Source organism: Clostridium sp. CM027 (assembly GCF_024730565.1).
GTDB classification, from domain to species: Bacteria; Bacillota; Clostridia; order Clostridiales; family Clostridiaceae; genus Clostridium_AD; species Clostridium_AD estertheticum_B.
Map to the genome: position 1 here is coordinate 2,256,761 of NZ_CP077725.1, position 26,083 is coordinate 2,282,843.

At 31.6% G+C, this 26,083-nt stretch carries 22 protein-coding genes, 1 pseudogene and 1 riboswitch; of the genes and pseudogenes, 4 read left to right on the forward strand and 19 right to left on the reverse strand.

The genetic code is table 11. The features are described from left to right. Positions 1 to 93: 93 nt before the first annotated feature. From KTC92_RS10700 to KTC92_RS10770, 15 genes are all read right to left on the reverse strand, one after another. Positions 94 to 882: an OAM dimerization domain-containing protein gene (locus KTC92_RS10700; protein ID WP_220287274.1), complete on the reverse strand. Its 789-nt coding sequence runs from the start codon at positions 880 to 882 to the stop codon at positions 94 to 96. Then, entirely contained in the window at positions 882 to 2,438 is a 1,557-nt protein-coding gene (locus tag KTC92_RS10705) for a lysine 5,6-aminomutase subunit alpha (protein WP_216302306.1), read from the reverse strand. The genes KTC92_RS10700 and KTC92_RS10705 overlap by 1 nt, the downstream gene beginning before the upstream one ends. A gap of 10 nt (positions 2,439 to 2,448) precedes the next feature. Further along, positions 2,449 to 3,909 carry a hypothetical protein gene (locus KTC92_RS10710; protein WP_216302307.1) on the reverse strand — a complete coding sequence of 487 codons (1,461 nt, stop codon included), beginning with the start codon at positions 3,907 to 3,909 and terminating at the stop codon, positions 2,449 to 2,451. Position 3,910: 1 nt separating this feature from the next. After that, the gene (locus tag KTC92_RS10715; protein ID WP_216302308.1) at positions 3,911 to 4,918 is read right to left on the reverse strand and encodes a hypothetical protein; all 1,008 of its coding nucleotides are present in this window, start codon (positions 4,916 to 4,918) and stop codon (positions 3,911 to 3,913) included. A 37-nt stretch (positions 4,919 to 4,955) separates the two neighbouring features. Further along, positions 4,956 to 6,209, reverse strand: a complete 1,254-nt coding sequence (gene ablA / locus KTC92_RS10720; protein WP_220287273.1) for a lysine 2,3-aminomutase — start codon at positions 6,207 to 6,209, stop codon at positions 4,956 to 4,958. A gap of 142 nt (positions 6,210 to 6,351) precedes the next feature. Beyond that, positions 6,352 to 7,389: an L-erythro-3,5-diaminohexanoate dehydrogenase gene (locus KTC92_RS10725; RefSeq protein ID WP_216302310.1), complete on the reverse strand. Its 1,038-nt coding sequence runs from the start codon at positions 7,387 to 7,389 to the stop codon at positions 6,352 to 6,354. Positions 7,390 to 7,401: 12 nt separating this feature from the next. Then, entirely contained in the window at positions 7,402 to 8,067 is a 666-nt protein-coding gene (locus KTC92_RS10730) for a 3-oxoacid CoA-transferase subunit B (protein WP_165412589.1), read from the reverse strand. A 1-nt stretch (position 8,068) separates the two neighbouring features. Beyond that, positions 8,069 to 8,722, reverse strand: a complete 654-nt coding sequence (gene atoD, locus KTC92_RS10735; protein WP_220287272.1) for an acetate CoA-transferase subunit alpha — start codon at positions 8,720 to 8,722, stop codon at positions 8,069 to 8,071. Between the two features lie 48 nt (positions 8,723 to 8,770). Then, entirely contained in the window at positions 8,771 to 9,595 is an 825-nt protein-coding gene (locus tag KTC92_RS10740; RefSeq protein WP_216302312.1) for a 3-keto-5-aminohexanoate cleavage protein, read from the reverse strand. A 158-nt stretch (positions 9,596 to 9,753) separates the two neighbouring features. Next, a complete protein-coding gene (locus KTC92_RS10745; protein ID WP_216302313.1) occupies positions 9,754 to 10,134 on the reverse strand; it encodes a hotdog fold domain-containing protein in 381 nt (126 codons plus the stop codon). Between the two features lie 201 nt (positions 10,135 to 10,335). Continuing rightward, positions 10,336 to 10,516: riboswitch (Lysine riboswitch) on the reverse strand. Between the two features lie 105 nt (positions 10,517 to 10,621). After that, positions 10,622 to 10,879 (reverse strand): cysteine-rich small domain-containing protein, encoded by a 258-nt coding sequence (locus KTC92_RS10750; protein WP_216302314.1) that lies wholly within the window; start codon positions 10,877 to 10,879, stop codon positions 10,622 to 10,624. Positions 10,880 to 10,917: 38 nt separating this feature from the next. Next, positions 10,918 to 12,012 (reverse strand): hypothetical protein, encoded by a 1,095-nt coding sequence (locus KTC92_RS10755; protein ID WP_220287271.1) that lies wholly within the window; start codon positions 12,010 to 12,012, stop codon positions 10,918 to 10,920. A 347-nt stretch (positions 12,013 to 12,359) separates the two neighbouring features. Continuing rightward, positions 12,360 to 14,687: a hypothetical protein gene (locus KTC92_RS10760; RefSeq protein ID WP_220287270.1), complete on the reverse strand. Its 2,328-nt coding sequence runs from the start codon at positions 14,685 to 14,687 to the stop codon at positions 12,360 to 12,362. A 42-nt stretch (positions 14,688 to 14,729) separates the two neighbouring features. Beyond that, positions 14,730 to 16,841, reverse strand: a complete 2,112-nt coding sequence (locus tag KTC92_RS10765; RefSeq protein ID WP_216302317.1) for an RND family transporter — start codon at positions 16,839 to 16,841, stop codon at positions 14,730 to 14,732. A 24-nt stretch (positions 16,842 to 16,865) separates the two neighbouring features. Then, positions 16,866 to 17,489, reverse strand: coding sequence for a TetR/AcrR family transcriptional regulator (locus KTC92_RS10770; protein WP_216302318.1), 624 nt, complete (start codon positions 17,487 to 17,489; stop codon positions 16,866 to 16,868). A 317-nt stretch (positions 17,490 to 17,806) separates the two neighbouring features. Between KTC92_RS10770 and KTC92_RS10775 the strand changes: the two genes are divergently transcribed. Continuing rightward, complete coding sequence (locus KTC92_RS10775) at positions 17,807 to 18,913, forward strand: AI-2E family transporter (protein WP_216302319.1); 1,107 nt, start codon at positions 17,807 to 17,809, stop codon at positions 18,911 to 18,913. 105 nt (positions 18,914 to 19,018) lie between these two features. Here KTC92_RS10775 and tsaD read toward each other — a convergent pair whose 3' ends face one another. Beyond that, entirely contained in the window at positions 19,019 to 20,041 is a 1,023-nt protein-coding gene (gene tsaD, locus KTC92_RS10780; protein ID WP_220287269.1) for a tRNA (adenosine(37)-N6)-threonylcarbamoyltransferase complex transferase subunit TsaD, read from the reverse strand. 391 nt (positions 20,042 to 20,432) lie between these two features. Here tsaD and KTC92_RS10785 point away from each other — a divergent pair, with 391 nt between their 5' ends. The 3 genes from KTC92_RS10785 (at position 20,433) to KTC92_RS10795 (ending at position 22,640) form a co-directional block, all read left to right on the forward strand. Then, complete coding sequence (locus KTC92_RS10785) at positions 20,433 to 21,071, forward strand: RusA family crossover junction endodeoxyribonuclease (RefSeq protein ID WP_220287268.1); 639 nt, start codon at positions 20,433 to 20,435, stop codon at positions 21,069 to 21,071. A gap of 127 nt (positions 21,072 to 21,198) precedes the next feature. Then, on the forward strand, positions 21,199 to 21,342 hold the full coding sequence (locus tag KTC92_RS10790; protein ID WP_220287267.1) for a hypothetical protein: 144 nt from the start codon (positions 21,199 to 21,201) through the stop codon (positions 21,340 to 21,342). A 269-nt stretch (positions 21,343 to 21,611) separates the two neighbouring features. Then, the gene (locus KTC92_RS10795; protein ID WP_216302323.1) at positions 21,612 to 22,640 is read left to right on the forward strand and encodes a branched-chain amino acid aminotransferase; all 1,029 of its coding nucleotides are present in this window, start codon (positions 21,612 to 21,614) and stop codon (positions 22,638 to 22,640) included. A gap of 235 nt (positions 22,641 to 22,875) precedes the next feature. Here KTC92_RS10795 and KTC92_RS10800 read toward each other — a convergent pair whose 3' ends face one another. From KTC92_RS10800 to KTC92_RS10810, 3 genes and pseudogenes are all read right to left on the reverse strand, one after another. Then, the gene (locus tag KTC92_RS10800) at positions 22,876 to 24,237 is read right to left on the reverse strand and encodes an NAD(P)/FAD-dependent oxidoreductase (RefSeq protein ID WP_220287266.1); all 1,362 of its coding nucleotides are present in this window, start codon (positions 24,235 to 24,237) and stop codon (positions 22,876 to 22,878) included. Between the two features lie 567 nt (positions 24,238 to 24,804). Then, entirely contained in the window at positions 24,805 to 25,365 is a 561-nt protein-coding gene (locus KTC92_RS10805) for a VanZ family protein (RefSeq protein WP_220287264.1), read from the reverse strand. A 226-nt stretch (positions 25,366 to 25,591) separates the two neighbouring features. After that, a pseudogene (locus KTC92_RS10810) lies at positions 25,592 to 25,738 on the reverse strand (recombinase family protein); the annotation flags it as partial. Positions 25,739 to 26,083 lie beyond the last annotated feature (345 nt).

A 26,083-nucleotide genomic window follows, 5' to 3' on the forward strand; every position in this document is an offset into this window, starting at 1 on the left:
GAAGTTTTTATTATAACAACAAAAGGGGTACATCTTTAAATGATTAAATAAATCAATTAAAGATGTACCCCCTATTTTTTTATTATAAATTTATTAAATTAAACCTCTCTCAACTATCTCCGTAACAGCAAAACTTGCTACATCATCAGCAAATTTTCCTGGTCCGAAACCTGCATCATATCCAAGCTCTTTAGCAAGTTCATGAGTTATTCTTGGACCTCCACAAATTAAGACAACTTTATCTCTGATTCCTTCTGCTTCTAATAATTCTACTAGATTAGTAAGGTTTTGGATGTGTACATCCTTTTGAGTAACTGTTTGAGAAACTAAAAGAACATCTGCTTTAAGCTCTATAGCTTTTTTGATAAATTCTTCATTCTCAACTTGGCTTCCCAAGTTCAAAGCTTCTATCATAGGGTATCTCTCAAGACCATAGTGTCCTGCAAATCCCTTCATGTTCATTACAGCGTCTATCCCAACTGTATGAGCATCTGTTCCTGTACTAGCTCCAATTATTACAACGTCACGTTTAATGTTTTCTTTTATATATTCTCCAATTTGTTTCATATCCATTGTTTCTACTTCTACAGTTTGAACATGAATTTCTTCATAGTTTACAGAATGCGATAATGAACCATAAATAACATAAAAAGAAAATTCTTTATCTAAAGATGCATGATGAGCACAGTTTGGATTTTTAAGTCCCATAGCTTTAGCAAGTTGAAGTGCTGCTTCTACTCCTCTTTCATTATCTTCTACTGGAAGTGTAAAGCTCACTTGTACCTTACCATCATTCATAGTATCTCCATAGGGTTTAATCTTTGTTAAATCCAAATTTTGATCATACTCTTTAACTTCTAATGAATATTGTCCTTCGCTCATTATTTATTTCCCCCTAACATTAAATCTATAAATGGGTTAAAGTAAGCTTTTTCTTTTTCTACAACTCCTGCAAGTCCTTTTCCACCAGTATAAGGTCTCTTAATTCCTGCAAATTTCCCTTGCTGTATCGTACTGAATAAGCCTTCTTTTTCAATTTCTCCAATTAAATCTGCTGCTTTATTTAATACTTCATCAACCCTTGTTTCCATCATGCCACCTTTTTTGAAGGTGATTTCTGATCCTAAATCCTTCATAGTTCTAAATATATATTGAGCATTGTCTATTGATAACGCTCTATCTGACATAAATGGAGTGTGTATTGCTTCTGTAAGCATTCCAAGAAGATGTAACTTTTGTCCTGTCATAATAGTAACCATATTGAATAATGTATCTTGTACTTGTCCTTTAAATATATCTCCAGTCTTAAACTTAGTTGGAGGCATATATTTTAGTGGTGCTCTCGGAAAGATTTCTCTTGCCATTTGCGCTTGTGCTAATTCATATATAAATCCATTTTCAACATCTGGACTTATTTCAAACGCATGCCCAAGTCCCATTTGTTCTTCTGGAATTCCAGCAACTAATGCAAATTGTTCATTTATAAATTGTGAAGCAAGCACTGTATGAGCTTCTTCTACTGCATCTGCAGTAGTTAAATAATTATCTTCTCCAGTGTTTATAATAACTCCCGCAAATCCATTTATTACTCTTGAGAAATATTGGTCAACTATAGTTCTTTGCATGTTGATATCGCGGAAAAGAATTCCGTATAAAGCATCATTGAGCATTACATCTAATCTTTCTATAGCTCCCATAGCAGCTATTTCAGGCATACATAATCCAGAACAATAATTACAAAGTCTTATATATTTCCCCAATTCTTCTCCAACCTCATCAAGGGCCGCTCTCATAAGTCTGAAGTTTTCTTGTGTTGCAAGTGTTCCTCCAGTACCTTCCGTTGTAGCTCCGTATGGAACGAAGTCAAGTAAGCTTTGTCCTGTACTTCTTATTACGGCTATTACATCTGCGCCTTGCTTAGCAGCTGCTCTTGCTTGGGTTATATCTTCATAAATGTTACCTGTAGCAACTATTACATAAAGATATGGGCTACTCTTATCGCCAAATTTTTCAAGGTATGATTCTCTTTTGCCTCTATTTTCTTTAATTTTAGCAACCATTTCTTTAGCTACTTTATCTACAGCCATTTTTATTTCGAATTCTTCATGCATAGGAGTTTTAGTTAAATCCATTTCACCTTTTGCTACTTTCTCAGCAATTTCTTGTGGTGAAAGACCAGTTTCAACCATAGCATTTCCTATAAACATTGACGCACCAAGTGCTAATCCATTACCATTTTTAATGTTATCCACTACTACATTTGGAATTGGTACTCCAACTTCATCTACCCCATCAATACCTAAAAGTCTACACACCGTTCTTTCTACTGTTACTGTAGTATGTATGTCAATAAATTCTTGAGTATCTTTTGCTATGTTTTTAGCTGATTGTCTAGCTTTACTCACAACATCCCAATTCATATTTAATTTGCTTTCCATTTTATTCCTCCTAATTGTAGAAACTTTTTGCTATATCCACTATTTCCTTTTCAAGTCCTAGTAATAATGCTATATTAAGTGCATCTTTTGGCACTTCATTTTCTTTTGAAACCTTCTCTAGCTTGTAATTCATATGTTGTTGTATTATTTCAACAGAATGAGTTTTATTTAAATCTATCTTGTACTTTAGCGCATTAAAATCTACATTTTTAAGTCCCATTACTTGATAATGTTCCATATTCTCCTCAACTACTCCATCGTAATGAGTTGAAATTAAGCTTATTGATTGAAATTTAGTCAAGTATTTAGAAAGAGATTTCATAAGATAGTACCCTTCTTTTGGATTAGTACCTCTTGCAAACTCATCTAGAGCTATAAATCCATTTCCTATTTTTGCAGACTCTACCACTTCTTTTAACTTTATTATTTCTGCACCAAATGTACTTAAGCCTTTGGATATGGACTGCATATCATCTGAAACAAAATGAATAAAATTAAGGATTGGAAATTGTGCTTTTTTTGCAAATACAAAAAAGCCCATTTGCCCAAGCAGTAAATTCAGAACAATAGTCTTAAGGGTAACGCTTTTCCCACCCATATTAGCACCAGTTATAATAGTTGTACCACCAAATAGCTCTATACTAACTGGGGTAAATACCTTTTTACCTTTTTCTAATATTTCTTTAATTTCAGGATTAAAGGCTTCATCAAGATTAATCTTCATTTCTTCACAAATTTTCGGACGGGAACCATTATAATCTATGGATAAATTCGCTTTGGCAATCAAAAAGTCTAATCTACCTATCGCTTTTATATTTTGGTTTATGATCTCAGTTTCCTTAGAAATCTGGAGTGTTAACTCTTTTCTAATCCTTAGTTCTTCCTCTTCTTCTTCTATAACTAAATCTAACCTTTGCTTCTTTAGTTCATTTACTTCTTCCTCGGTTTTCACAGTAAAAATTTCTTTTTCCTTTTGTTTTTTCTTTTCACGAATGCTTTTCAAAGTTTTAGAATACTCATCATAAACATAAAAAGTAGACATTCCCTTCTTCTGTGGGTCTAGGAGGGAGATAATCTCATCTAAAGAGTTTAGATGAACCTCCTCTATATCAAGCTGTAATTTATCCAAAATATTTTTTAAATCTGTTACTAATATTGAAAAATATTTAATTTCATATAATTCAACTTCATCTAATGTTTCTGATTCATTACATCTTTTAATAGAATTTCTAATATCTTTTAGTTTACAAAATATTCGTCCTATTCCATTATACTCTTGACTATGAGCTCTCATTGATTTAATCATATTTTCTAGACTATTTAATTCATGAGTTAATTCATTTATTTCTGAATCTTTAAATGGTCTAATATTTTTTTTCTCCTCAAGCCCATAAGAAGTAGTTATCCCCAATTTATCCATAACAAAAGAAAAACCAATTTGATCCCTCTGCTGCTTATCTAAAAATTTCATTTTACTCCCCTCCAATAACATCAAATACAGGTATATTTAATTTATCCCTAAGCCCATCTAAAAACTTCTGCTTATCAAATTCATACCCATAAGGTGATTTTGGATTGGATGTAACACATACTATATTAATGGGATTTATTGTTTTTATAATTCCACCTTGCTTTTTAAATTTATAAAGGGTTTCCCTAGTTAAAAAGAGCTTTGTTCCATCTTCAACTAGGAAAATTACACCTTTATACTTATTTGTAGATGTCATAATATCTTCTAGTAGGTTATCTGAAACTACACCTTTAATAACTACATAGGAGGCATTTTCATCTAAAGACCCAACAATTTCCTTAGAAGATCCCAATGCTGTAATTGCATCTAGCATTTTTATAGTATTATCTTTGCAAATAATACCTATTCTGCCGATGCGTAAAACTTCATTAGCGAGATTTAATACTTCATTATTCTTTTCATTTTCCAATGAAAGTAATTTAACAGTATGACTAGTTTCTTCTATAACCTTATCCATACTTTTTGACAGCGCCGCTCCAGTTGATAAAATTGTAGCATTTGTAATTGATGGAGAGGCGAAGGTTTTTCTATTAAGGGCACCATCCACAATTACAAGCTCACTTCCAAACCTTTTAAGATCATCACATATTAAAGTCATATAGGAATTTACAGATGGACCGCCTAAATCTACATATCCGTCACTTAATGCTCTGCATATAATTATTTCACCCATAGGAGTGTTGAAACCAGTAGTTTTTAAAATCTCCCTGGTAATATCACTATTCAATAAGCATTGTTTTGCAGTAGCAATTATAGTTCCTTCTTCAATGTAAATTTTAGGTTTTTCAGTAGCAGTTACTTGGTCCAACTCTTCTCCGTCTCTTCCTATAGAGGTAAGCCCAAGGGATATTTCCCCTCTGGCTTCCCTCAATATATGATTTAAGGTGGTTGTTTTTCCTACATTTTTATTCATTCCTATGATAGAAATACTGTCATATTTTTGAATCATATTGAAAATGCTTGGGTTGTTTATGCTGTCCTTAATTTTACTCGTGATGTCCTCTTAGATTTCTCTCAAGTCCAGCTGGTTCCATAGACATTTGCTGACCGTTTAATAGCCCTGCCACTCCTACTTTATGAACCTTTTTCTTTCCTTCGCAAACTTCACAGCGACAACCTGAAGTATAACTAGTTGGTTGTTCATAAGTAGTTATAACGCCTTCAAAGTTTCTAAGTACCACTTTTTCAGGACTTTGAGAAATAATATAAGTTGGCATTACTGGTATTTTACCACCGCCACCTGGAGCGTCAACAACAAATGTTGGAACACAGAATCCTGAAGTATGGCCTCTTAAAGCTTCAATAATTTCTATCCCTTTAGATACTGGTGTTCTAAAGTGCTCAAGTCCCATTGAAAGATCACATTGATAGATGTAGTATGGTCTTACTCTAATTTTAACAAGCTCATGTACAAGGTCCATCATTATATGTGCACAGTCATTAACCCCTCTTAAAAGAACTGATTGATTTCCTAGAGGTACTCCTGCATTTGAAAGCCGCGCGCATGCAAGTTTTGCTTCTTCTGTAATTTCATTTGGATGATTAAAGTGAGTGTTTAGCCAAATTGGATGATATTTCTTTAGCATATCAACTAATTCTTTTGTAATTCTTTGTGGAAGAACCACTGGTACTCTCGAACCCATTCTTATTATTTCAACGTGTGGAATTGCTCTTAATTTTTTAATTATATATTCTAATTTATCATCTGAAACAAGTAGAGCATCTCCGCCTGATAATAATACATCTCTAATTTGTGGAGTATTTTTAATGTACTCGATTGCTTTATCTATTCTTTCCATTGGCATAGCACTATCGCTTTGACCTGCGAATCTTCTTCTTGTACAGTGTCTGCAGTACATTGAGCATTGATCAGTTATTAATAGTAATACTCTATCTGGGTATCTATGAGTTAACCCTGGTACTGGAGAATCTGAATCTTCATGTAATGGGTCCAATAAATCAGCATGTGCCTGATGTAATTCAAGCCCTGTTGGTATAGCTTGTTTTCTTATTGGATCGTTTGGATCATTAGGGTCTATTAATGCTAAGTAATAAGGAGTTATAGCCATTCTTAATGTTTGAACGCATTTCCTAGCTCCTTCTTCTTCCTCCTGCGTTAATGGTATATATTTTTTTAGTTGATCCACATTTTCAATTCTATTTTTAACCTGCCATTTCCAATCATTCCATTGCTCATCAGTTACATCTTTAAATAATTCAAATCTTCTATTAACTTTCATATTAGTACCTCCATCGTATAATAATTTTTAATTTTATAATATGTAGTTGATATATCAATATGGTTTAGAGAGAATACAATATAACTTTATATTGTATTCTCTAAATCACAATTAAATCATCTTCTTCGAAGCTGAAATGTCATTAAACGTATAATTCTTCAAATACTTTTCTTAATGTTTCATTTTCTCTTAACTCTTCAAGGGTTATTTCAGCATGTCCTTTAGTGTATCCGTTTCCTACGATCATAGTAACGTCTTTACCTACACCTTCAGCTCCAAGAGCTGCTTTTGTAAAGCTTGTAGCCATTGAGAAGAAGTATACTATTCCGTCATCTTTTACTGGTAAAATTGATGACATTTCAGTATTTGGAACATTAACCATATTTATTGCTACATCTACTTCACATCCATTGTTGTGCTCTAGAGTAGTGTTCATTACATCAATAGCGTTTCTAGCATCTCCAATAACTATTTGCATTTTTAGACCTAATCTTTTTAATCTCGCTTTCTCTTCTTCATTTCTTACAATGCCTATAACGTTTCCTGTTGGTCCTACTCTTTTAACTGCTTCATAAGAGCAAATCATTCCTGATTTTCCTGCTGCGCCTAGTAAAAGAACTGATTGACCTGGTTTAACAAGTTTAGCAACTTGAGCTGGCGCTCCTGCAACGTCTAATGCTGCTAATGCTAGATTTTCATTCATGTCTTTTGGAAGTTTTGCATATAATCCACTTTCAAATAAAATAGCTTTTCCTTTTATTTCAACTCTATCGATATCTGGTTTGATATCAACAATTTTTTCTATTTTTAAAGGAGTTAATGATAGTGAAACTAATGTAGAGATTTTGTCTCCCACTTTAAGATCTGTTGTTCCTTTTAAAGCTTCGCCTATTTTTTCAACTGTTCCAATAAGCATTCCACCTGAACCTGTTACAGGATTTTGCATTTTTCCTTTTTCAGCTACAATTTCCATGATTTTAGATTTTATTTTTTCAATGTCATGTCCTGCTTCTTCCTCTATTTGAGTAAAGCTAGCTGAGTCTATGTTTAAAGCCTGAACATCAATTAAAATTTCATTATCAAATATATTCATATCATTTGATATTTTAGTTGCTGGTTGTGGCAATGCACCTTTTGGTTCAAGTGACCTGTGAGTTCCGTATTTACATCCTTTGTTCATAATAACTTCCTCCTATACATCCATTATTTTTAGATTTTCTGATATTATTAATTCAGCTTCAGTAAGTGATTTAACTTCTTCAACTGTTGTATCTTTATGAATTTCAGTAAGTACAAGTCCCTTTTCAGTAAATTCCATTACTCCAAGTTCTGTAACTATAAGGTTAACTTGTGCCTTTGCTGTTAATGGCAGCGTACATTTTTTTAATATTTTAGGAGTCCCTTTAGCTGTATGTTGCATTGCAATAATAACCTTTTTGGCTCCTACTACTAAATCCATTGCTCCACCCATACCAGGAACCATTTTGCCTGGCACAATCCAATTAGCTAAGTTTCCTTCCTGATCTACTTCCAATGCTCCAAGAACAGTCATATCAACGTGTCCTCCTCTTATTAAAGTGAAAGACATTGCGGTATCAAAGTATGCTCCGCCAGGAAGTATTGTAGTAAATTGACCACCTGCATTAGTTACATCCTTGTTTTCTTCTCCTTTTGCTGGAGAAGCTCCCATTCCAACCATTCCATTTTCTGATTGGAGAGTAACATGGACGCCTTCTGGAATATAATTCGTAACTAATGTTGGAAGCCCTATGCCCAAATTAACAAGTTGTCCATCTTTTAATTCTTTACCAATTCTTTTTGCAATAATTTGTTTTGCAATCTTGCTATCTGTAATCATATTAGTTAGCCTCCCCTATAATATAATCAACCAATACACATGGAGTCACAATATTATTTGGATCTAAATCTCCAATTTTAACAATTTTTTCAGCTTCTACTATTACAGTTTCTGCAGCAGTAGCTATAATTGGATTAAAGTTTTTTGTTGTTCCATAATAAACTGCATTTCCAATTTCATCTACGACGCTTGCATAAACAAGTGCTAAATCTGCTTTAATTGGAAGCTCTAATAGATATTCTTTTCCTTCTATTGTAAGTTTTTGTTTTCCTTCTTCTATCATAGTACCAACTCCTGTAGGGGTAAGCACTCCACCAAGCCCAGCTCCCGCTGCTCTTATTCTTTCAATTAGTGTTCCTTGTGGCACAAGTTCTACTTCCATTTTTCCTTCTGTCATAAGTCTTCCCGTTTCAGCATTTGTTCCTATATGAGAAGCCACAACTTTTTTAACTTGACCGTTTACTACAAGTCTTCCTATGCCCCTATCTACATAGCTTGTATCATTTGCTATTATAGTTAAGTTTTTTACATTTGTTTCTATTAATAGATCTATCATCTTTTCAGGTGTTCCACAGGCTAAAAATCCACCTATCATTATTGACATTCCATCTTTGAGTAATGGCCTAACTTGTTCTAAAGATACAACCTTATTCATTTATTTTACCTCCTCTTATTTATCTTGAAGATATAACAATTATCAGTTTTATATTTTGTTTAAACCCAATATCTCTCTTGCTTCTTGTGGAGTGGCAATTTCTCTGTTAAGTTCTTTCGCAAGTCTAACTACTTTTTCTACTAATTCTGCATTTGATTTAGCTGGTATACCTTTTTCAATATACACATTATCTTCAAATCCAACTCTTACATGACCACCCATTACAATAGTCACAGCTGCCATTTGAAATTCAAATCTACCAATACCTGATACAGTGTAAGTACTTCCCTCTGGCACGCTTCCTGCCATAAATACTAAATCTCTTGGCGAAGCAGTTATCCCACCATTTACACCCATAACAAAGTTAAAATGCATTGGTGTTTTTATAAAACCTTTCTTTTGAAGTCTTATTGCCATGTCTACCATGCCCTTATCAAAAACTTCAATTTCTGGTTTTACACCCATTTCAATCATCTTTTTACCAAATTCTTTAATAGTGTTTTCAGTATTTACGAATACATCATCTCCACCAAAATTACAAGTACCTGCATCTAAGGTTGCCATTTCTGGTCCTAAATCAACTGGTTGTAATCTTTCTGCATTACTCATTCCGACAGCTCCGCCTGTTGATGGTTGAACAATTGCATCCGGACATCTTTCTTTAATAGCTTCAATACAAGCTCTAAATCTTTCCCTGTCTTGAGTAGGTGTTCCATCATCTTTCCTTACGTGTAAATGAATGATGCTAGCTCCTGCTTTATAAGCTTTTTCCGCTTCTATTGCCACTTCCTCAACAGTATAGGGTACATTTGGATTATGTTCTTTTGTAACTTCCGCTCCAGATATAGCTGCAGTAATTATTAATTTTTCCATGTGCTACCTCCTTATAGTGCTTCGTGGTGCAAAAATAATTACTATCTACCATAATATTTATGATAAGTTATGTATATTATGATAATTTTGCACAAACTTATTTAGCAACTAAAATATTAACCACTAGGTGAAAAAGTTTACATTAATTCTCTTGCATATTATTTTCTTTGGTTTTCTTTTAGAACTACGCAAGTTCCGCTTGCCTTACAAACTATTATTGGTTCTTCTAATACATCACAAGCTGAATCATTTATATCTGGTCTTGGTACTATAACTTTTCTTGCTTCGAAAATCATTTTTCTTGATGAATTCCCTACCTTCACTATTTCTCCAACAGCTTCTATATAGTCACCTGCATAAACTGGTGCTAAAAATTCTACAGCATCGTATGCTTTGAATAATCCTTCATCACCATCGTTCATAATTAAAAGTTCTGTAGCTACATCCCCAAATAATTGAAGCATTCTTGCTCCATCTACTAAATTTCCACCGTAATGTGCATCATGTGCACTCATTCTTAACCTTATTAAAGACTTCATTTTATTTTCCTCCTCGTTTATTGTAGTTATTCATTTTGTAATTTTTAGGAATTTTGTAAAAAACAACAAATCTGTGTTGTGTATCTTTTAGAAAATGCCTTATGTTAATTTATTTTGAAATAAAAAAAGGCACTGATTTTTCAGCGCCTTAATTAACCAAAGTACTAGGTCTATTAATGCAATGAAAAAACATCTTTTCATTACATAAATAGCTCTCCATAAGAACTCTTATGGCAGTGATAGAAATACTACTTTCTATCCCCAAGAATAAATTGAAGAACCAAAATATTCTTTCGGCAAACAAATACTTCATTTTTGATATTGGATGTTCATATCCTTATCATTCAAAAATTACCTCTTTATCTGCACCTCTATTTATGTGAAACTATTAAATTTTATTTTTAACTCTTACTTAATTATAATACGTAAACGTTTCAAATGCAATGTTTTTTTAAAATTATACTTTTTTAGTAAAAAATACTTTTTCTTAGTTATTATTTCTTTTTGCTTTGTTTACTTCCACTATCTTGCTTACTATATACTCATATCCATTTTCAGAATGTGGAATCATGCAAATTGAGCAATCTTTAACACCACTTACGAATTTCCCATTTCCACCACACTCCTCTAGAAAATATAGTGGACAATAGCAAAATAGACAATTAAATTTTTCATCATCTTTAACTTGATGGCATGGGAAATATTCGCAATCTTTATTTTTAAAAAATTTATAGTTATTATTCATTTTTAACCCTCCTTTAATTTCTAGGTTAGTTCCGAATTCTAAAAAGTTACCACATTATATATATCTATATCTTCTAATATTGTTTGCTCTAAAATAGATTCTTCGGGGAATTGCTTGTTCAAAATTTGTTTAAATTTTTTAAGTTGCGCAGCAGAAAGTTCTGCTTGCTTTGGCAAATTATTTTTTTCCTTAATAATATTGCCTGCTTCTAATTTATATATAAATTTGTCCCCTATAATATTTATATTATTTTTATCATCAAATTTTAAATCTCCAGTTATGTCACTATTTATGCTTGTCTTCTTTAAATCACTTATTGATTTTCCATCATTATTAATTTTAGCTACATTAATATAAGCACTTACTTCACCATTCGAATTCTTTGAATCTGAAAGCCAACTTCTAAAGGCAAGCATTTTACCATCTTTAGATATCACTCCATCATATATTTCTTCCTTATCCTCTATACTTTCAAAAATTTTATTACCATTAATATATAAATTGGCCCTAGGTTTTGGAAATATATGAGGTGTAACGCTATAAAGGATGCTTTTTTTATTTATAATAATATCTCTTATGGTACCAACGCATGATATTAACTCCAATTTGTTTTTTATGTTATATATTGCATAACCTGAAGCTGACGGATTAATATGACCCGTAATCAAAATGTTTTCATTATCTATCCACTTGAGTTCAATAATTTGTTGAACGTCTTTATTATTTATATCAATCTCTGTTGATTTTTCAGTTTTAATATCATAAACAATTATATGTGGGGGATTTATTTCTTTTTCTTCATTAAAAGATCTAAATACTATTTTTGTTTTATCTGGAGAAAGTTGTAATAGATCTTTTGAATTTGAATTATCCCCTAAAGATTTAATCTGTTCATTTATTTCATCATAAAGATAAACATTATTATTCTTCTCGAATGCTATCTTTGTTAGCTTTGCATTTTGATCCTTACTTTTAATTTCAGCATCTTTACTAGATATAGTCTCTATATTTTTACTCGAATTTCTATTGATTTTATTTAAATAAGCCCTCAGTGTCAATATGCTTAGCGATAAACACATCGCTACAATGAGTAACTTTAATTTTTTTTTCGTTATTTTTTTATGGCCAGTCATAATTTTGCTCCTCATTTAAATTCATAATAATTATTATTTTAAATCATTGAAACTTAGATTATTATACTCCACTTATATTAGTGTATCAACTGGATTCTTTTGTGTTTTACACTGTTATTTATATGTTTACAATTTAAAAATATACAATGTTTATTTTATCTTTTAATTATGAATTTTTTGTAAATATTAACATTGGTTTATCCGTTCAAAAGTAATAAAGGGCATTAGTTTAAATTTAAACTAACGCCCTTTATTACTTTTGAAATTATTTTCGCATTTGTTATAGATACTTTCCATAAATTCTACATTCCGATTTAAATCGGTATCTACCTTCATTTTTAGATTTATTATTTTTTCATTTGATCATTACTGCTAAATATGTTCTTTACCCATGTTAAAAAGCCCTTCTTTTCTTCTTTTATCTCTACAACTTTTTTATCTTCTTTAGTTGCCACAGTCTTTACTTTTATCCCATCAGTTTTCATAACAAATTTAACTTTACCATCCATCTTATCACCTACACCTGAAAATGTACCATAATTATTAGATATTTTTACAAGTTCATCTTTCACATCAATAATATCTCGCACATCTCCCATTTTGCTGTCAATTTCGCCACTTATCTTTTGAATACCCTCTTTATCAAATTTTTTCATATTTTTATCTAATTCTTTATTTCCATTTGCTAATTTATTGGCACCTTCTTTTAATTTTCCTGACCCTACAGAAAGTTCACCCACCGCTGAATTTAGTTTACTTGATCCTTGTGTTAATGGTTTTATCCCATCATTATTTAATTTTGTTAAACCATCTGCCACGCTTTGAGATCCTACCACTAATTTATTAGTGTTTTCTCCCATAACTTTTGTTCCTGCGCTTAAGTCTTCAGCTGCATTATTTAACTTATTTGCTCCACCTATGAGTCCCCGACTACCAGTTTTAAGCTTTCCTGCAGCTGTTCCTAATTGTTCTGTGCCTTGCGCAAGTCCTCCTGCTCCATTAGCTAATTCACCAGTTTTATCTGATATTTGTTTTGTGGCCTTAGCTAATTCTTTTGACCCTGACACTGCATTTTTTTGTCCTTCTTGAAGCTGGCCCATACCTGTATCTACCTGCTGTGAACAAGTTTTGATTTTTTCTATGCCTTCTTCAAGTTCATTTAATCCTTGTAACAATTCATTGCCGCCATCCTTTAAAGCTACAAGGCCCCCTTTTTCATTTTCTAATCCACCATTTAAATTTCCTGCTATTTCACCTGTACCAGGAATTTCCCCAAGGAACCCAATAAGTCCCTGTAATTTTTCAATTCCTGATATTAAAGAATCAGTAGCTTTTATCTCTGACTCTTTACCTTTTTTTAGTTTATCTATACCTTCTAAGCTTTGCTCTGCACCATCTGTTACTTTTTTTTGACCTTGCTGTAGATCCCCTGTAGAATTCACCATTGTATCTAGTCCCTCACTTAGTGATTCCATTTTAGCCGACACTGTATTAGTCCCTTCAGCTAACTTATTAGCTCCATCTGATAGCCCTTTAGAACCTGCAACTAATTTATCTGTTCCATATGCTACCTTACCTGCTCCATCTGCAAATGCTTTTGAATTTGCAGCAAATTCTACTGTACCTGATCCAAACTGCTGTGCTCCACTACCGAGTTTTCTAGTTCCTGCCTCAAATGCTTTTAATCCACCTGCCACCTTCTGAGCACCACTTTGTGCTGCACTTGTACCGTCGCCAATCTTTATCATACCAGTATTTAATCCTGAAACCCCAACGCCTAGCTTAGTTACTCCACCATTAAATAATGTCATATTATCAGCTAAAGCCTTTTGACCAAGGTCTAATTTGCCTGTTCCCTCAGCTAGCTTGGTACTAGCATCTTGTATGTTATTAATGCCTTTAGTTAAATCCCCTAAAGATGAGGCACTTTTAAACTCTTCCATATCAGGAAGTTCTGGCGTCCCTGTTATCATTATAGGACCCATTTCAAAGTTTTCTACCTGTGCAGTAATTTCTAAATTCTCTTTTAAGTCTAAAGTAGTCTTTTCTAAATCCAAGCTTTCCTTCATACCTGGAAGAGAAATGAAAGTGACTATTTGATTATTCCCATCATTAATCATTTTCCCACCGCTAATCTTAACATTTCTAAAATTATCTATTGGCAAATCTAGTACAGTTACAGTGCTAAATGGAGTATATATTTTTCTGTTTTTCCCTTTAATATTAACCATACGGCTTTCATTATTCTTATAATCAATTTTTATTTTCACTTCTCCACTTTTACCTGCCAAATCCTCTGGTTTAATTTCTTTTCCATCAAGCAAGTATTTAACATTTACATCAATAGGTAGTTTTTTATCAGTAGTACCTCTATAATAGACATCATTACCACTTATCTTCCAATTTAAACTCTCACCAATACCATTTGGTTTTTCTTCACCCTTTACATTTTTTATATCCTTTAATATAGATTTATCATGAATTTCAATATTTTTCTCGTTAGAGTGAAGCCAATCACTTACTATTTTTTCTTTAACCTCCCCTTGCTGATTTAACGTAACATAAACAGTCTCATCCTTTTGAATTAACTCAGTAGCATAAGTCATATTTGGAATAACTAATGCACCTATTAACACGATACTTAATAATCTTTTTGACATACATTTATTTTTCACGTTAATACATCTCCCCTATAGTTTTGCTTTCAAAAGTTCTTCTTAATTTTCTGATTGTGATTCTGATTTTAGTTCACTACTTGCTTGTGTTTTAGATTTAAAATTTCTACTCGTAATTATTATTAATTTTTCACTTACTAATAGTATAGATGGAAGAACAAAAAGGATAATTCCCATACTTATTACTGCTCCCCTTGCCATCATTGTGCATAGTGAACTTATCATTTCCATGTCAGAAATGATCGCTACCCCTGCAGTAGCTGCGAAAAAGGTTAATGCACTGGTTACAATAGATTTAGCAGAGCCCTTAACTGCGATTTCCATAGCCTTGTTTTTCTCGTATCCATTTCTCATTTCTTCTCTAAATCTTGTTGTCAGTAATATTGCATAGTCAACTGTAGCCCCCAACTGTATAGTTCCAATAACTATAGATGCTACAAATGGAATCACATTTCCCATATAACATGAAATTGCCATATTTATGAATATTGCGAGCTGTATAGCTAAGACCAGAATTACTGGCAAAGATACAGATGCAAACACTATAAGTATTATAGCGAATATTGCGCCAATAGATGCTATGCTAACATGTTTAAAGTCAACATCCGCTATTTCTGTCAAATCTTTAGTAAGAGGTCCTTCTCCTGAAACCATTGATTTCGGGTCATATTGTTTTGTAACTTTAATTACTTCATCTATCTGATCATTTTCTTCTTTTGTAGCTGCCTTATATTTAGAATTTGCCATTATTAGTTTATATCCGCCCTTTTGAACAATGGCTTTAATATCTTCTGGGATAAAACTTTCTGGAATAAGTGGTCCTAAGTACTTATCTGAAGCAAGTACCTTGTCAATTCCATCTACCTTTTCTATTTTCTTTACCATTTCCTTAACTTTATCAGTTTCAAGCTTATCATTTATTACAATAAAGTGTGTCGAAGTCATATTGTAATCTTTCTTTAGTTTATTTGTTGCCACAATAGAATCCAAATTCTTTGGTAGCGATTCATCTAAGTTATAATAAACCTTAGTGTGGTTATTTCCGTAAATAGCTGGTATAAATGCAAGTAAAAATACTATAGTTATTACTTTATAGTGTTTGGTAGCCAGTTTTGATGTTTTATCAAATTCAGGTAATATGGTTTTGTGACTAAATCTATGAATAGGTTTATCAAACACTAAAATCAATGCAGGCAATACTGTTACCGTAGTTATAACCCCAAGCAAAACGCCCTTTGCCATTACTAGCCCGATATCCTTACCTAATGCAAGTTGCATGGTACATAATGCTAAGAAACCTGCTATAGTTGTGAGTGAGCTTCCGGATATAGCGACCATGGTATTTGCTATAGCATCACCCATTGCCCCTATACGATCATTTGGCATAAGTTCTCTTTCCTCATCGTATCTATGAAGTAAAAATATTGAATAATCCATAGTTACACCAAGTTGAAGTACTGCTGCTAATGCCTTTGTTACATAAGAAATTTGCCCTAAGAATATATTTGTTCCCATATTATATAATATGGCATACCCTATCCCTAACAAGAAAATAAATGGAATTATAACTGATTGCATTGTTAAAGATAAAACTACGACTGATAGTATTACTGCAATCATTACATAAAATGGTGTTTCTTTATCCGATAAATCTTTAGTATCCTTTACAATTGCCGATATACCACTTAAATAACATTGTTTATTTGTTACCTTCCTTATATTGGTTATACCATTTTGTGTGGCTTCTGAAGATGCTGATTCTTTAAATTTAATTATTAACATAGTAGAATTGCCACTATAAAAAGAGCTTTTAATTTCATCTGGCAAAATCTCCTTAGGTATAGTAGTATCTAAAATATCATCTACCCAAATAATTTTTTCTACACCTTTAACCTTTGAAACCTTTTCTTTTATTTTTAAAACATCCTTGCCTTCCATATTATCAACAATAAGCATTGAAGTGGCTGCGTTTGAGAATGTTTTGTCTAAAATATTTTGTCCCTTCATGGAATCAAGTTCTTGCGGTAGATAGGTAAGAAGATCATAATTTATTTTTGTGTTTACCATTCCAATTACGGATGGAACCAGTAGCAATGTAGAAATAATTAAAATTATTATCCTATTTTTAGCTATAAAATGTCCGAACTTTTTCAATTAGGTCATCCCTCCCTTAGAAAATTAATTTTGCAATATTTTCTTAATAGTTTTAAATAACACAGGTTTCATATTATCTATAGTATCTGGTTCCTCTAAAATAATTGAGCTATAGCAAACCGAACCTGTTAGTTCAATAATCATAAATAATATCTTTTCAGCTTGCGATATACACATCGTTTCGCTCACTATATTATCCATAAATACTTTTGCGATTTCCTTCATTTCGTTGTACTCCAAAGGTTCTGCTATCACCTTTCTATAAATACCCCAAGAAAGATTTTTATATATAAGCCTTAGAAGCTTTTTATCTTCCCTTAAATATTCAATTATATAATCTACAAAGAATATTACTTTATCATTAAATTCTTCAAACTCCTTATTCATAGATACCTCAATAGCTTCTTTTAAAACTTTTGAACTCTTTCTTAAGACTATCAAATCAATAATGTGATATTTGTCTTTAAAATAAAGGTAAAAAGTTCCTTTGGCAACTCCTGCTCCTTTTACAATATCGTTTATAGCAGTGTCATTAATCCCTTTAGTTGTAAAAAGTTCATAAGCTGAGTCGTATAATCTCTTTTTCTTCTTTAATTTGTTCATTTCCGATTTACTTTGTTTTTCTTTAATAATTTCAACTTTTTTCATAATGCATTTACCACCTAGGTTTTAATTTTAATTTATGACCATCGGTCATTTGTTCACCATACTTATTTATTATATACTTTTATTACCATTAGTCAATAATAATATTGTAAATATATTGTAAATATCCATAATATTGTTATTTGTTAATTGCTAACTTAAATACTTACTAACCGTCCCGCAAAAAACAAAAATATTCACTATAAACCTTATAGTGACCTGAAATATGTTATAAATATTCTTTAATTTTTATATTTATGATATACTTACATCATCGTATTATTTTTAAAATAATTATTAATTAAGGAAGTGAATTGAGCTTGTTCAAAGATAAAAAAATCCCTTATTTAAATTTAATCCCTATAATCTTATTATCGCTTATTTTATTTCGAATAGTATACCACATAGAATTAGTTACCAATGCCCTTAGTATTTTTATATCATACATAAGTTCATTTATATGGGCATTCGGTATAGCCTACTTATTAAACCCCGTTATGGTCAATATTGAAAAAAAGTTCCATACAAAGCGTAATCTAACTCTACTTATTATGTATATATGTGTTTTAGGCATAATAGTTTTTAGTATCACTATACTAACGCCTAGTATAGGTGAAAGTATTCGCGAACTAACAGTTTCAACTCCCGAATATATATCTAAAACTCGAATTTGGTTTTATGAAAATATGGATAAGGTTCAATTGCTTGATAAATATGGTGTAACTAAATATTTAGACGAAACTACCTTAACACTTATGTCTAACTTAAGTAAATATCTAAATACCGGTATCAGTGTTGCCTTGCTAACAGCCGTAGGTTTCACCTCTTCTTTTATGAAATTTCTGCTTGGATTTGTTGTATCTTTGTATCTTTTAAAGGATAAAGAATCCTTAATATTAAATATAAAGAGACTGATTTATGCTATCTTAAAAAAAGAAAATGCAGATGGTTTTATAAAATTTAGCAAAGAAGCCAATTATATCTTTTCAGGTTTTGTTATCGGAAAATTTATTGACTCTGTTATCATTGGTATTATATGCTTTGTAGGACTTAGTATTTTTAGAATACCTAATACTATACTTATAAGCTTAATAGTTGGAATTACAAATATGATTCCTTATTTCGGACCATTAATTGGAATGGTTCCTGCTTTTTTCATTACCCTATTCTTTAGCCCTATAAAGGCTTTTTGGGTGCTTATATTCATTATTATTCTTCAGCAATTTGATGGATTATATTTAGGGCCAAAGATCCTTGGGAAATCTGTTGGTTTAAGCCCTTTACTTATTATCCTTGCAATACTCATAGGTGGCGGAACCTTTGGGGTTCTTGGAATGTTCCTTGCAGTACCCACAATGGCGATTATTTTACTGATAGTTGAAAGATTCATTAACAGGAAGCTTGCGGAAAAGGATATTGAATTATAAGAATATTTTCAAAAAGGAATGCAGATATATTGTAATATATCCGCATTCCTTTTTTATATAAAATTCACTATGTTCGTTCTTTAGTAACTCTATATTTATATTATCCTATCTTTCTCCAAGTTTTAAGTTCGGTATCGCATTTAGCGTTAGCGGTGAAATTCTTCCTTTAATTAATTCAAAGTAAGCTGCACTTCCAATCATAGCTGCGTTATCAGTGCAAAGTATCATTTCTGGAAACAAAACTTTTATGTTCTTCTTTTGCCCTTCTTTTATCATTGTCTCTCTAAGGCAAGAATTTGATGCCACACCACCCGCTATTGTTATTTTATCTACGCCTTTAATTTCACATGCCTCTAGAGCATTATGAACCAAAACATCAACCACTGCCTTTTGAAAAGATGCGGCCACATCTGGTACATTAATTGTTTCATTTTTCATATTCATTTTATTCAGATAATTTAGCACCGAAGATTTAACCCCACTAAAAGAAAAGTCTAAAGTATCTTCATGAAATTTAGCTTTTGGAAATTTTATAGCACCTGCATTGCCTTCTTTTGCTATTTTATCTATTTTAGGACCACCAGGGTATCCTAGCCCAATTGCCCGAGCCACCTTATCAAAGGCTTCTCCTGCTGCATCATCTCTAGTTTGAGCCATAACCTCAAATTCACCGTGGTCCTTCATATATACAATAAATGTATGTCCACCCGAAACTACCAAACACATAAATGGTGGTTCAAGTTCTTTATATTGAATAAAATTGGCACTTATATGACCTTCTATATGATTAACTCCAATTAAAGGTTTATTCGTTGCATATGCGAGCCCCTTAGCATATTGAACTCCTACCAGTAGTGCCCCTACTAGCCCTGGGCCATAAGTTACTCCTATTGCATCTATATTGTCTAATGTAACTTTAGCCTCGTCCAACGCCTCTTGAACTACAGCACTTATTGCTTCTATATGCTTTCTAGATGCCACCTCAGGAACAACACCCCCAAACTTTTCATGTATATCAATTTGTGATGCAATTATATTTGATAGAATCTCACGACCATTCACGACTACTGCCGCCGCTGTCTCATCACAACTCGATTCAATTGCAAGTATTTTAATATCCTTTTCCATTGTTTTTACCACCTTTAATATAGTTTATATAATTTTTTCTCTATATTCATAAAAACATCCTAAGAACTTTATGTTCAATGAATGTTTACATCTGTTAATAACATAAATTAATTATACTTTATTAACTTTAGCATATCAAATTTTTATATGCATTTCCAAGTGTACTCACTTACGTGTACTCACTTACTTACTTAAGTGTACTCACTTACTTACTTAAGTGTACATAAATAGATTTAAACTAAGTATCTATCTTTCTATGATATAATTGCATATATGATTATATTATAGAAAGTTCAATTAAGTCATCAAAAAATAACAAATCAAATATTCAAACTTTTTTGAATATGGCTATTAGTTATTATCTATTTAAGATAGATCCTAGGAGGGACATATGAGTAACACCTACGCAAAGGTCATAATAAAAGGCTCACCTATTTCAAAATCTAATTTTAAACTTTTCAACATGAATGGCAGAGCTATTTTACCTTATAATTCCGGGAAGTACCATGATAGATACGCTCTGTATGAGGAAGAGATTGCTTATCAATGCAGAATCCAAAACTGTAATATTTTTTTAACAGAATCCCTTATTGCTGTTCTAAAAGTATATTATAAAAGTATAAAAAGGCATCCTGATACAAACAACATAACTAAAAGCATTTTCGATGGTATAGAGAAAAGTGGTCTTATAGTAAATGATGCCCAAGTTACAAGACTTATTATTGAGGAGTTTTATGATAAAGAAAATCCTAGATTTGAATTAGAACTTTTTGCTGAAAGTACATATGCTATGAATTACGCAATAGTTGAAAAAAAAGAAAAACAGCAACCTATAAATTACGATCCACCCTCAAATAAAAAAAACACCATAGGTGCTAAAGTAAATAAGCCAAAATCTGTGGCTCTTAACAGCTCTACGTCAACACTAATATGTGAAATATGTAGAAAGCCGGTGTCAAAGGATGAATGCATTTCAGCCAATAAGGGTAAAACTACTATATGCAAAAACTGCTTCAAAAAATTATTTTAGTAAAGGCTCAAACCATTCTAACTTGTAAAATGGTTTGAGCTTTTACTATTTACACATACATATTACAAAAAAATCTGGCTATGCTATTAATATACCTACTACAAAAATATGAAGGGAGATATAACTCATGAACAGAAATAAAAAGACTAAAAACAAAAAAGTTAATGACGCAATAGCTAATATGGAAAACAGCACAAGTCTTCAATCTATAAATGATATTAATAGCAGTAAGAGTAAAGATAAAAATAATATTCCCGAAGTGTCAAATTAATAACTTAATCATCTCAAAATAAACATTTAAAGAATGAATAAAAAGTTGCATTAATGCAACTTTTTATTCATTCTTTAAATGTTTTAAATTTAGCTTATTAAAATACTGAAAATACTGAAAAAGCTATAGCCGTACATATTTTATGTTACAATAATACTCATATTCTATCTTATACGAATTTTTACAACATTTAGAATTTAATATTATATTTATACTGTTGTATAAACCATCGTTTAAATAAAAACCAATTACAAAATAGGGGGATTAATATGACCGCAAATGTTAACATCGATTGGAATAAATTAGGTTTTACTTATAGCAAGACAGACTTACGTTATATTTCAATATGGAATAATGGCAAATGGGATGACGGAAAACTAGTTGAAGATAACAAACTTTGTATAAGTGAAGCTTCAACCGCTCTTCATTATGGCCAACAATGTTTTGAAGGATTAAAAGCTTATCGTACAAAAAAAGGCAATATCCAATTGTTTAGACCTTACGAAAACGCCAAGCGTTTGATGAACAGTTGTTCACGCGTTCTCATGCCTGAGATCCCCGTTGAAAAATTTGTTGATGCATGTATCCAAGTTGTTAAAGCAAACGAAAAATTTGTTCCACCATATGGAACCGGAGCAACACTTTATCTTAGACCTTATATGATAGGTATTGGGGATAACCTTGGCGTAAGTACAGCTCCTGAATTTTTATTTGGAATATTCTGTTGCCCTGTAGGCGCTTACTTCAAAGGAGGACTAGCCCCAGTAAACTTTATGACATCTGATGACTATGATAGAGCCGCCCCTTATGGAACAGGCAATGTAAAAGTTGGAGGAAACTATGCTGCAAGCCTTCTTGCCTATGAAAAAGCTAAAGAAAAAGGATTTGCTGACTGTGTCTACCTTGATCCAGCAACTCATACCACCATCGAAGAAGTTGGTTCTGCAAACTTCTTTGGAATTACAAATGATAATATATTTGTAACCCCAAAATCACCATCAATACTTCCTAGCATAACTAAGCGCTCATTACTTTATCTTGCAAAAGAATATTTAAAAATGGAAGTACAAGAAAGAGATGTCGCAATAAGTACTCTTAGTGAATTTAAAGAAGCAGGTGCTTGTGGAACTGCTGCTGTAATAACGCCTATTGGTGGTATAGAATATAACGGTAAACTTCATGTTTTCCACAGCGAGACAGAAGTGGGCCCAGTTACTACAAAGCTTTATGATACTCTTTACGGAATCCAATTTGGAGAAATAAAATCTCCTGAAGGCTGGATTGTGGAAGTAAAATAATCATTTTATAACAAAAAACAACTTCAAAAGGGCCTGTAAGTAATTTTGTGTAAACAGAATAAAAAGTACTCTTTCTTGCCAATAATTGAGATAAGCTAATTATCAAAAATTGCAAGGAGGAGTATTTTTATGTCAAATATTTCGAAAGATATTTTAAAGAGGTCATATTTATTCATAATCCTATAGATACGTTTTAAACTATATAAAATGTTATTACAAACCCTTTTGTATCTTATTATTTATTATTATTGTTTAACAAATACCTACCGAGATATACTGCGCTTGCAGCCGCCTGTGATAAAGAATAGGTTGTTCCTGAACAATCTCCTAAAACATAAAGTCCCTCTTGTTTGGTCTCAAAATATTCATTAGTACTAATTTCAGGTTCATAAAATTTTGCATCAATTCCATATAATAAAGTGTCTTCAGAAATCTCTTTTCCTATTATATCTTCTATTGATTTAATAATTTTTAATAGTGCATCTATATAAATCTTCGGAATTTCATTATATAGATTTCCACCCTCACCTTCAATCGACGGCTGAATACTATTTTTAGTAAGTTGTTCTTTTGTAGTTGCCCTATTATTTATTAAATCCTCAAATCTTTGAAGTACTATTCTTTCTCTATCTTTATTTATAGATTTTATTATACTTGTGGCATATTCGTTCGCCTCAATAAAACAAGAAAAATATTTTGGTACAAGAATAGAAAAATTTAAGTTACAACTCGGACTGTCTGTTTCAAGATAATTTTGACCATCAGCCATTACGATGCCTTTTTGAAACTTTTTGATTACTTTTCCTTTAGGATTCATACAATAAGTTGTAGCTTCAAATCCATCACCTTTGTAATTAATCTTAATTTCAAAAGAATCTTTAAGAATAGAGTCTAACTGATCACCCTTCATTTCAACCCTTACCCCTAAATCCAGCCTTTTTCTATAGGGCTCAATATTAAAAGCTTGACAATATTTCAGAAATTCCGCTCCTCCACTTATACCTGTAGCTAATATAACTATCTTAGACTGGAAAACATTTTCTTTACTATTCAAGTTAAATACATTATTCATTTTATCTATAGAAGTTATATCTAACTCAAACTTAATATCTACCTTATCCTTAAGATGTGAATACATTTTATTTAAAATTCCATAAGACAATGCTGTTCCTAAATGTCTTACTTTTGTAGTTAGTATATTATAATTTTTCTCTTTTACTCTTCTACTAAGTTCTTCATTCTCTGTACTATATAATTTAACTGTGTCTGCACCAAATAGACATAAGATATTATCAATACATTCCATTAATTCTAGTGCAGTTCTGTTTCCTATTTTTTCACCTAAATAACCACCAAAATCATTAGTGTAATTAAATTTTCCCTCAGACCTACCCATACCACCAAAACCTTGAAATTTATTACATGGTTTACAATGGATACATCTTTTGCTTAATCCGTTTTCCATTGGACATACCCTGTCTATAAATTTTCTTCCCTTTTCTATCATCAGTATTTTTAATTTTGATTTTGTCTGTACCAGAGTATATGCGAGGAACATCCCACTAACTCCTGACCCTACTATAGTAATATCATACATATATTTATTCCTTTCATATCTCTTAAAAATATTTTAATATTAGGGGGCTGTACCCGATATTGTCAATTAGGCACCAATTATGCAGTTAAATTTTGGTTTCACGGCATCTAACTTTTCTTTGTTTTTTAGATATATGAGTGTAAACTAAGTAGACTGAGACTATACATATATAGTATGTATCGTTTCATAGAGGCCCCCCAATGCAAATTAAAAATCATGTTAATTTATAAATCCCTTATTTATATTAACATGATTTGATTTATAAAGTAATATTTTCAAAGGATTATAGAAATGAAGCTGATGCAAAGAACTGTTTTACCGAAGGAGATGGTAGTTGTAATAAATATAGGCTAATATGGTAATTCTATTGCCGTTTTGGTTCCAGTAGAATTTGGAAAAGTTTAAAAAATAAAGTTTCATGGAAAACGAGAGAACAAAAAAAGAGTGTACCTCATGAAAGTAATTAATTTCAATGGATACACTCTTTTTCGTTTTAACTATTCCCTAAATTGTAAAATAAGAGGGGTTTTAGGACATATACTAATATTTTCTACAATACTAATGAACTTACAGTCTTAGTTTCTTAGTATAATATTGTTTAACTCTATGAGCTAAATAATAGAAAGCAAATCCGATACCACATCCAACTGTATTTAAAATAAGATCATCAATATCAGATACCCTACTAATAAATGGAAGTTGCATTATTTCAATGATTAAGGAAGTAATAAAGCCTATTGTAATCACTTTTGAAAAACTATCTAATTTTGAAAATGTAAGAGGTATTATGATACCGATAGGGATAAACATAGCAGTATTTCCAATTACATTAATCAGTGTATCTCGGATAGAGCCTTCATAATCAAAAAGATTAACTAATGGAATAAAATTTATTCTGAATGGATAAATTTTATTCATTTCCAAAGTAAGTGGCTGTATATGACCATTGACTAAATCAAAAGGAAAGAAAGTAAATCTTAGTATTACAGCTACACAAAAGAATATAAACGCTCTTTTAAGTTCATATTTCCAATTAATTTGCTTATTTTTAGAATTAATTATAATTCTACTTATTATCCAGGTTGCTATAACAATCATAACAATCGTATAGTAATATATTTCTATCATAGTTACTCCTATCTATTATCTAAACAATTCTTGTTATATTTATATATCCTTAAATTAGGAATAACAAAAATTTTATTTATTATTTAAACGCTATTATTTTTCTGATAGTGTATATATTACAACAGAGAAATGCATTTTGCAATAGTTGAAGGATATATTACGGTAGTAATGATTTTTATATACTATAAAAAATCATTAAAAATGGATTAAAATAGAATTATATAGTAATATTCTTAAGTTTCTCTCTATCCAAAGTTGCTCCAGATATTTTTTCTTGATAAATAATATCTACTCCAATTTCATTTAATTGTTTAATTTGCATTTCTTCATTTTGGTCCTGTGAGCTTACACGAACATATCCTATTTTTCTCAAATGTCCGCCTCCATTCTGATACAAGTCTTATGGGACAGTCCAAATACTTATTTTACCATTACTAATCAATTATACCAATAGGGCGTACCTAATGACACTATTAAAATATGTTTCACTGGGGTTATAAAAAGGACATATGAAATGTTTCAAATAGAAATAGGCTTGTTGCAACACTTATAAAACAATATATAGCCACATGTTGGATATTACTTCCATCATGTGGCCTATTTTTACCCGTATGTTGGCTGTACCCGCCCCCCCCCGAAAAGGTATATTAGCCTGTTAATATGAGGCAGTACGGCATCCCTGTGTACTTAAAAGTAATATATTACATAATAATATCAA

What these genes read in the sequence shown, in the direction of transcription:
- KTC92_RS10790 (WP_220287267.1), top strand. Translation starts at nt 21,199, where the DNA reads ATGAACAGAAATAAAAAGACTAAAAACAAAAAAGTTAATGACGCAATA.
- KTC92_RS10750 (WP_216302314.1), bottom strand. Translation starts at nt 10,879, where the DNA reads ATGAATAATAACTATAAATTTTTTAAAAATAAAGATTGCGAATATTTC.
- atoD (WP_220287272.1), bottom strand. Translation starts at nt 8,722, where the DNA reads ATGAATAAGGTTGTATCTTTAGAACAAGTTAGGCCATTACTCAAAGAT.
- KTC92_RS10795 (WP_216302323.1), top strand. Translation starts at nt 21,612, where the DNA reads ATGACCGCAAATGTTAACATCGATTGGAATAAATTAGGTTTTACTTAT.
- ablA (WP_220287273.1), bottom strand. Translation starts at nt 6,209, where the DNA reads ATGAAAGTTAATAGAAGATTTGAATTATTTAAAGATGTAACTGATGAG.
- KTC92_RS10770 (WP_216302318.1), bottom strand. Translation starts at nt 17,489, where the DNA reads ATGAAAAAAGTTGAAATTATTAAAGAAAAACAAAGTAAATCGGAAATG.
- KTC92_RS10755 (WP_220287271.1), bottom strand. Translation starts at nt 12,012, where the DNA reads ATGACTGGCCATAAAAAAATAACGAAAAAAAAATTAAAGTTACTCATT.
- KTC92_RS10800 (WP_220287266.1), bottom strand. Translation starts at nt 24,237, where the DNA reads ATGTATGATATTACTATAGTAGGGTCAGGAGTTAGTGGGATGTTCCTC.
- KTC92_RS10700 (WP_220287274.1), bottom strand. Translation starts at nt 882, where the DNA reads ATGAGCGAAGGACAATATTCATTAGAAGTTAAAGAGTATGATCAAAAT.
- KTC92_RS10715 (WP_216302308.1), bottom strand. Translation starts at nt 4,918, where the DNA reads ATGATTCAAAAATATGACAGTATTTCTATCATAGGAATGAATAAAAAT.
- KTC92_RS10730 (WP_165412589.1), bottom strand. Translation starts at nt 8,067, where the DNA reads ATGATTACAGATAGCAAGATTGCAAAACAAATTATTGCAAAAAGAATT.
- KTC92_RS10745 (WP_216302313.1), bottom strand. Translation starts at nt 10,134, where the DNA reads ATGAAGTCTTTAATAAGGTTAAGAATGAGTGCACATGATGCACATTAC.
- KTC92_RS10710 (WP_216302307.1), bottom strand. Translation starts at nt 3,909, where the DNA reads ATGAAATTTTTAGATAAGCAGCAGAGGGATCAAATTGGTTTTTCTTTT.
- tsaD (WP_220287269.1), bottom strand. Translation starts at nt 20,041, where the DNA reads ATGGAAAAGGATATTAAAATACTTGCAATTGAATCGAGTTGTGATGAG.
- KTC92_RS10725 (WP_216302310.1), bottom strand. Translation starts at nt 7,389, where the DNA reads ATGAACAAAGGATGTAAATACGGAACTCACAGGTCACTTGAACCAAAA.
- KTC92_RS10705 (WP_216302306.1), bottom strand. Translation starts at nt 2,438, where the DNA reads ATGGAAAGCAAATTAAATATGAATTGGGATGTTGTGAGTAAAGCTAGA.
- KTC92_RS10785 (WP_220287268.1), top strand. Translation starts at nt 20,433, where the DNA reads ATGAGTAACACCTACGCAAAGGTCATAATAAAAGGCTCACCTATTTCA.
- KTC92_RS10740 (WP_216302312.1), bottom strand. Translation starts at nt 9,595, where the DNA reads ATGGAAAAATTAATAATTACTGCAGCTATATCTGGAGCGGAAGTTACA.
- KTC92_RS10805 (WP_220287264.1), bottom strand. Translation starts at nt 25,365, where the DNA reads ATGATAGAAATATATTACTATACGATTGTTATGATTGTTATAGCAACC.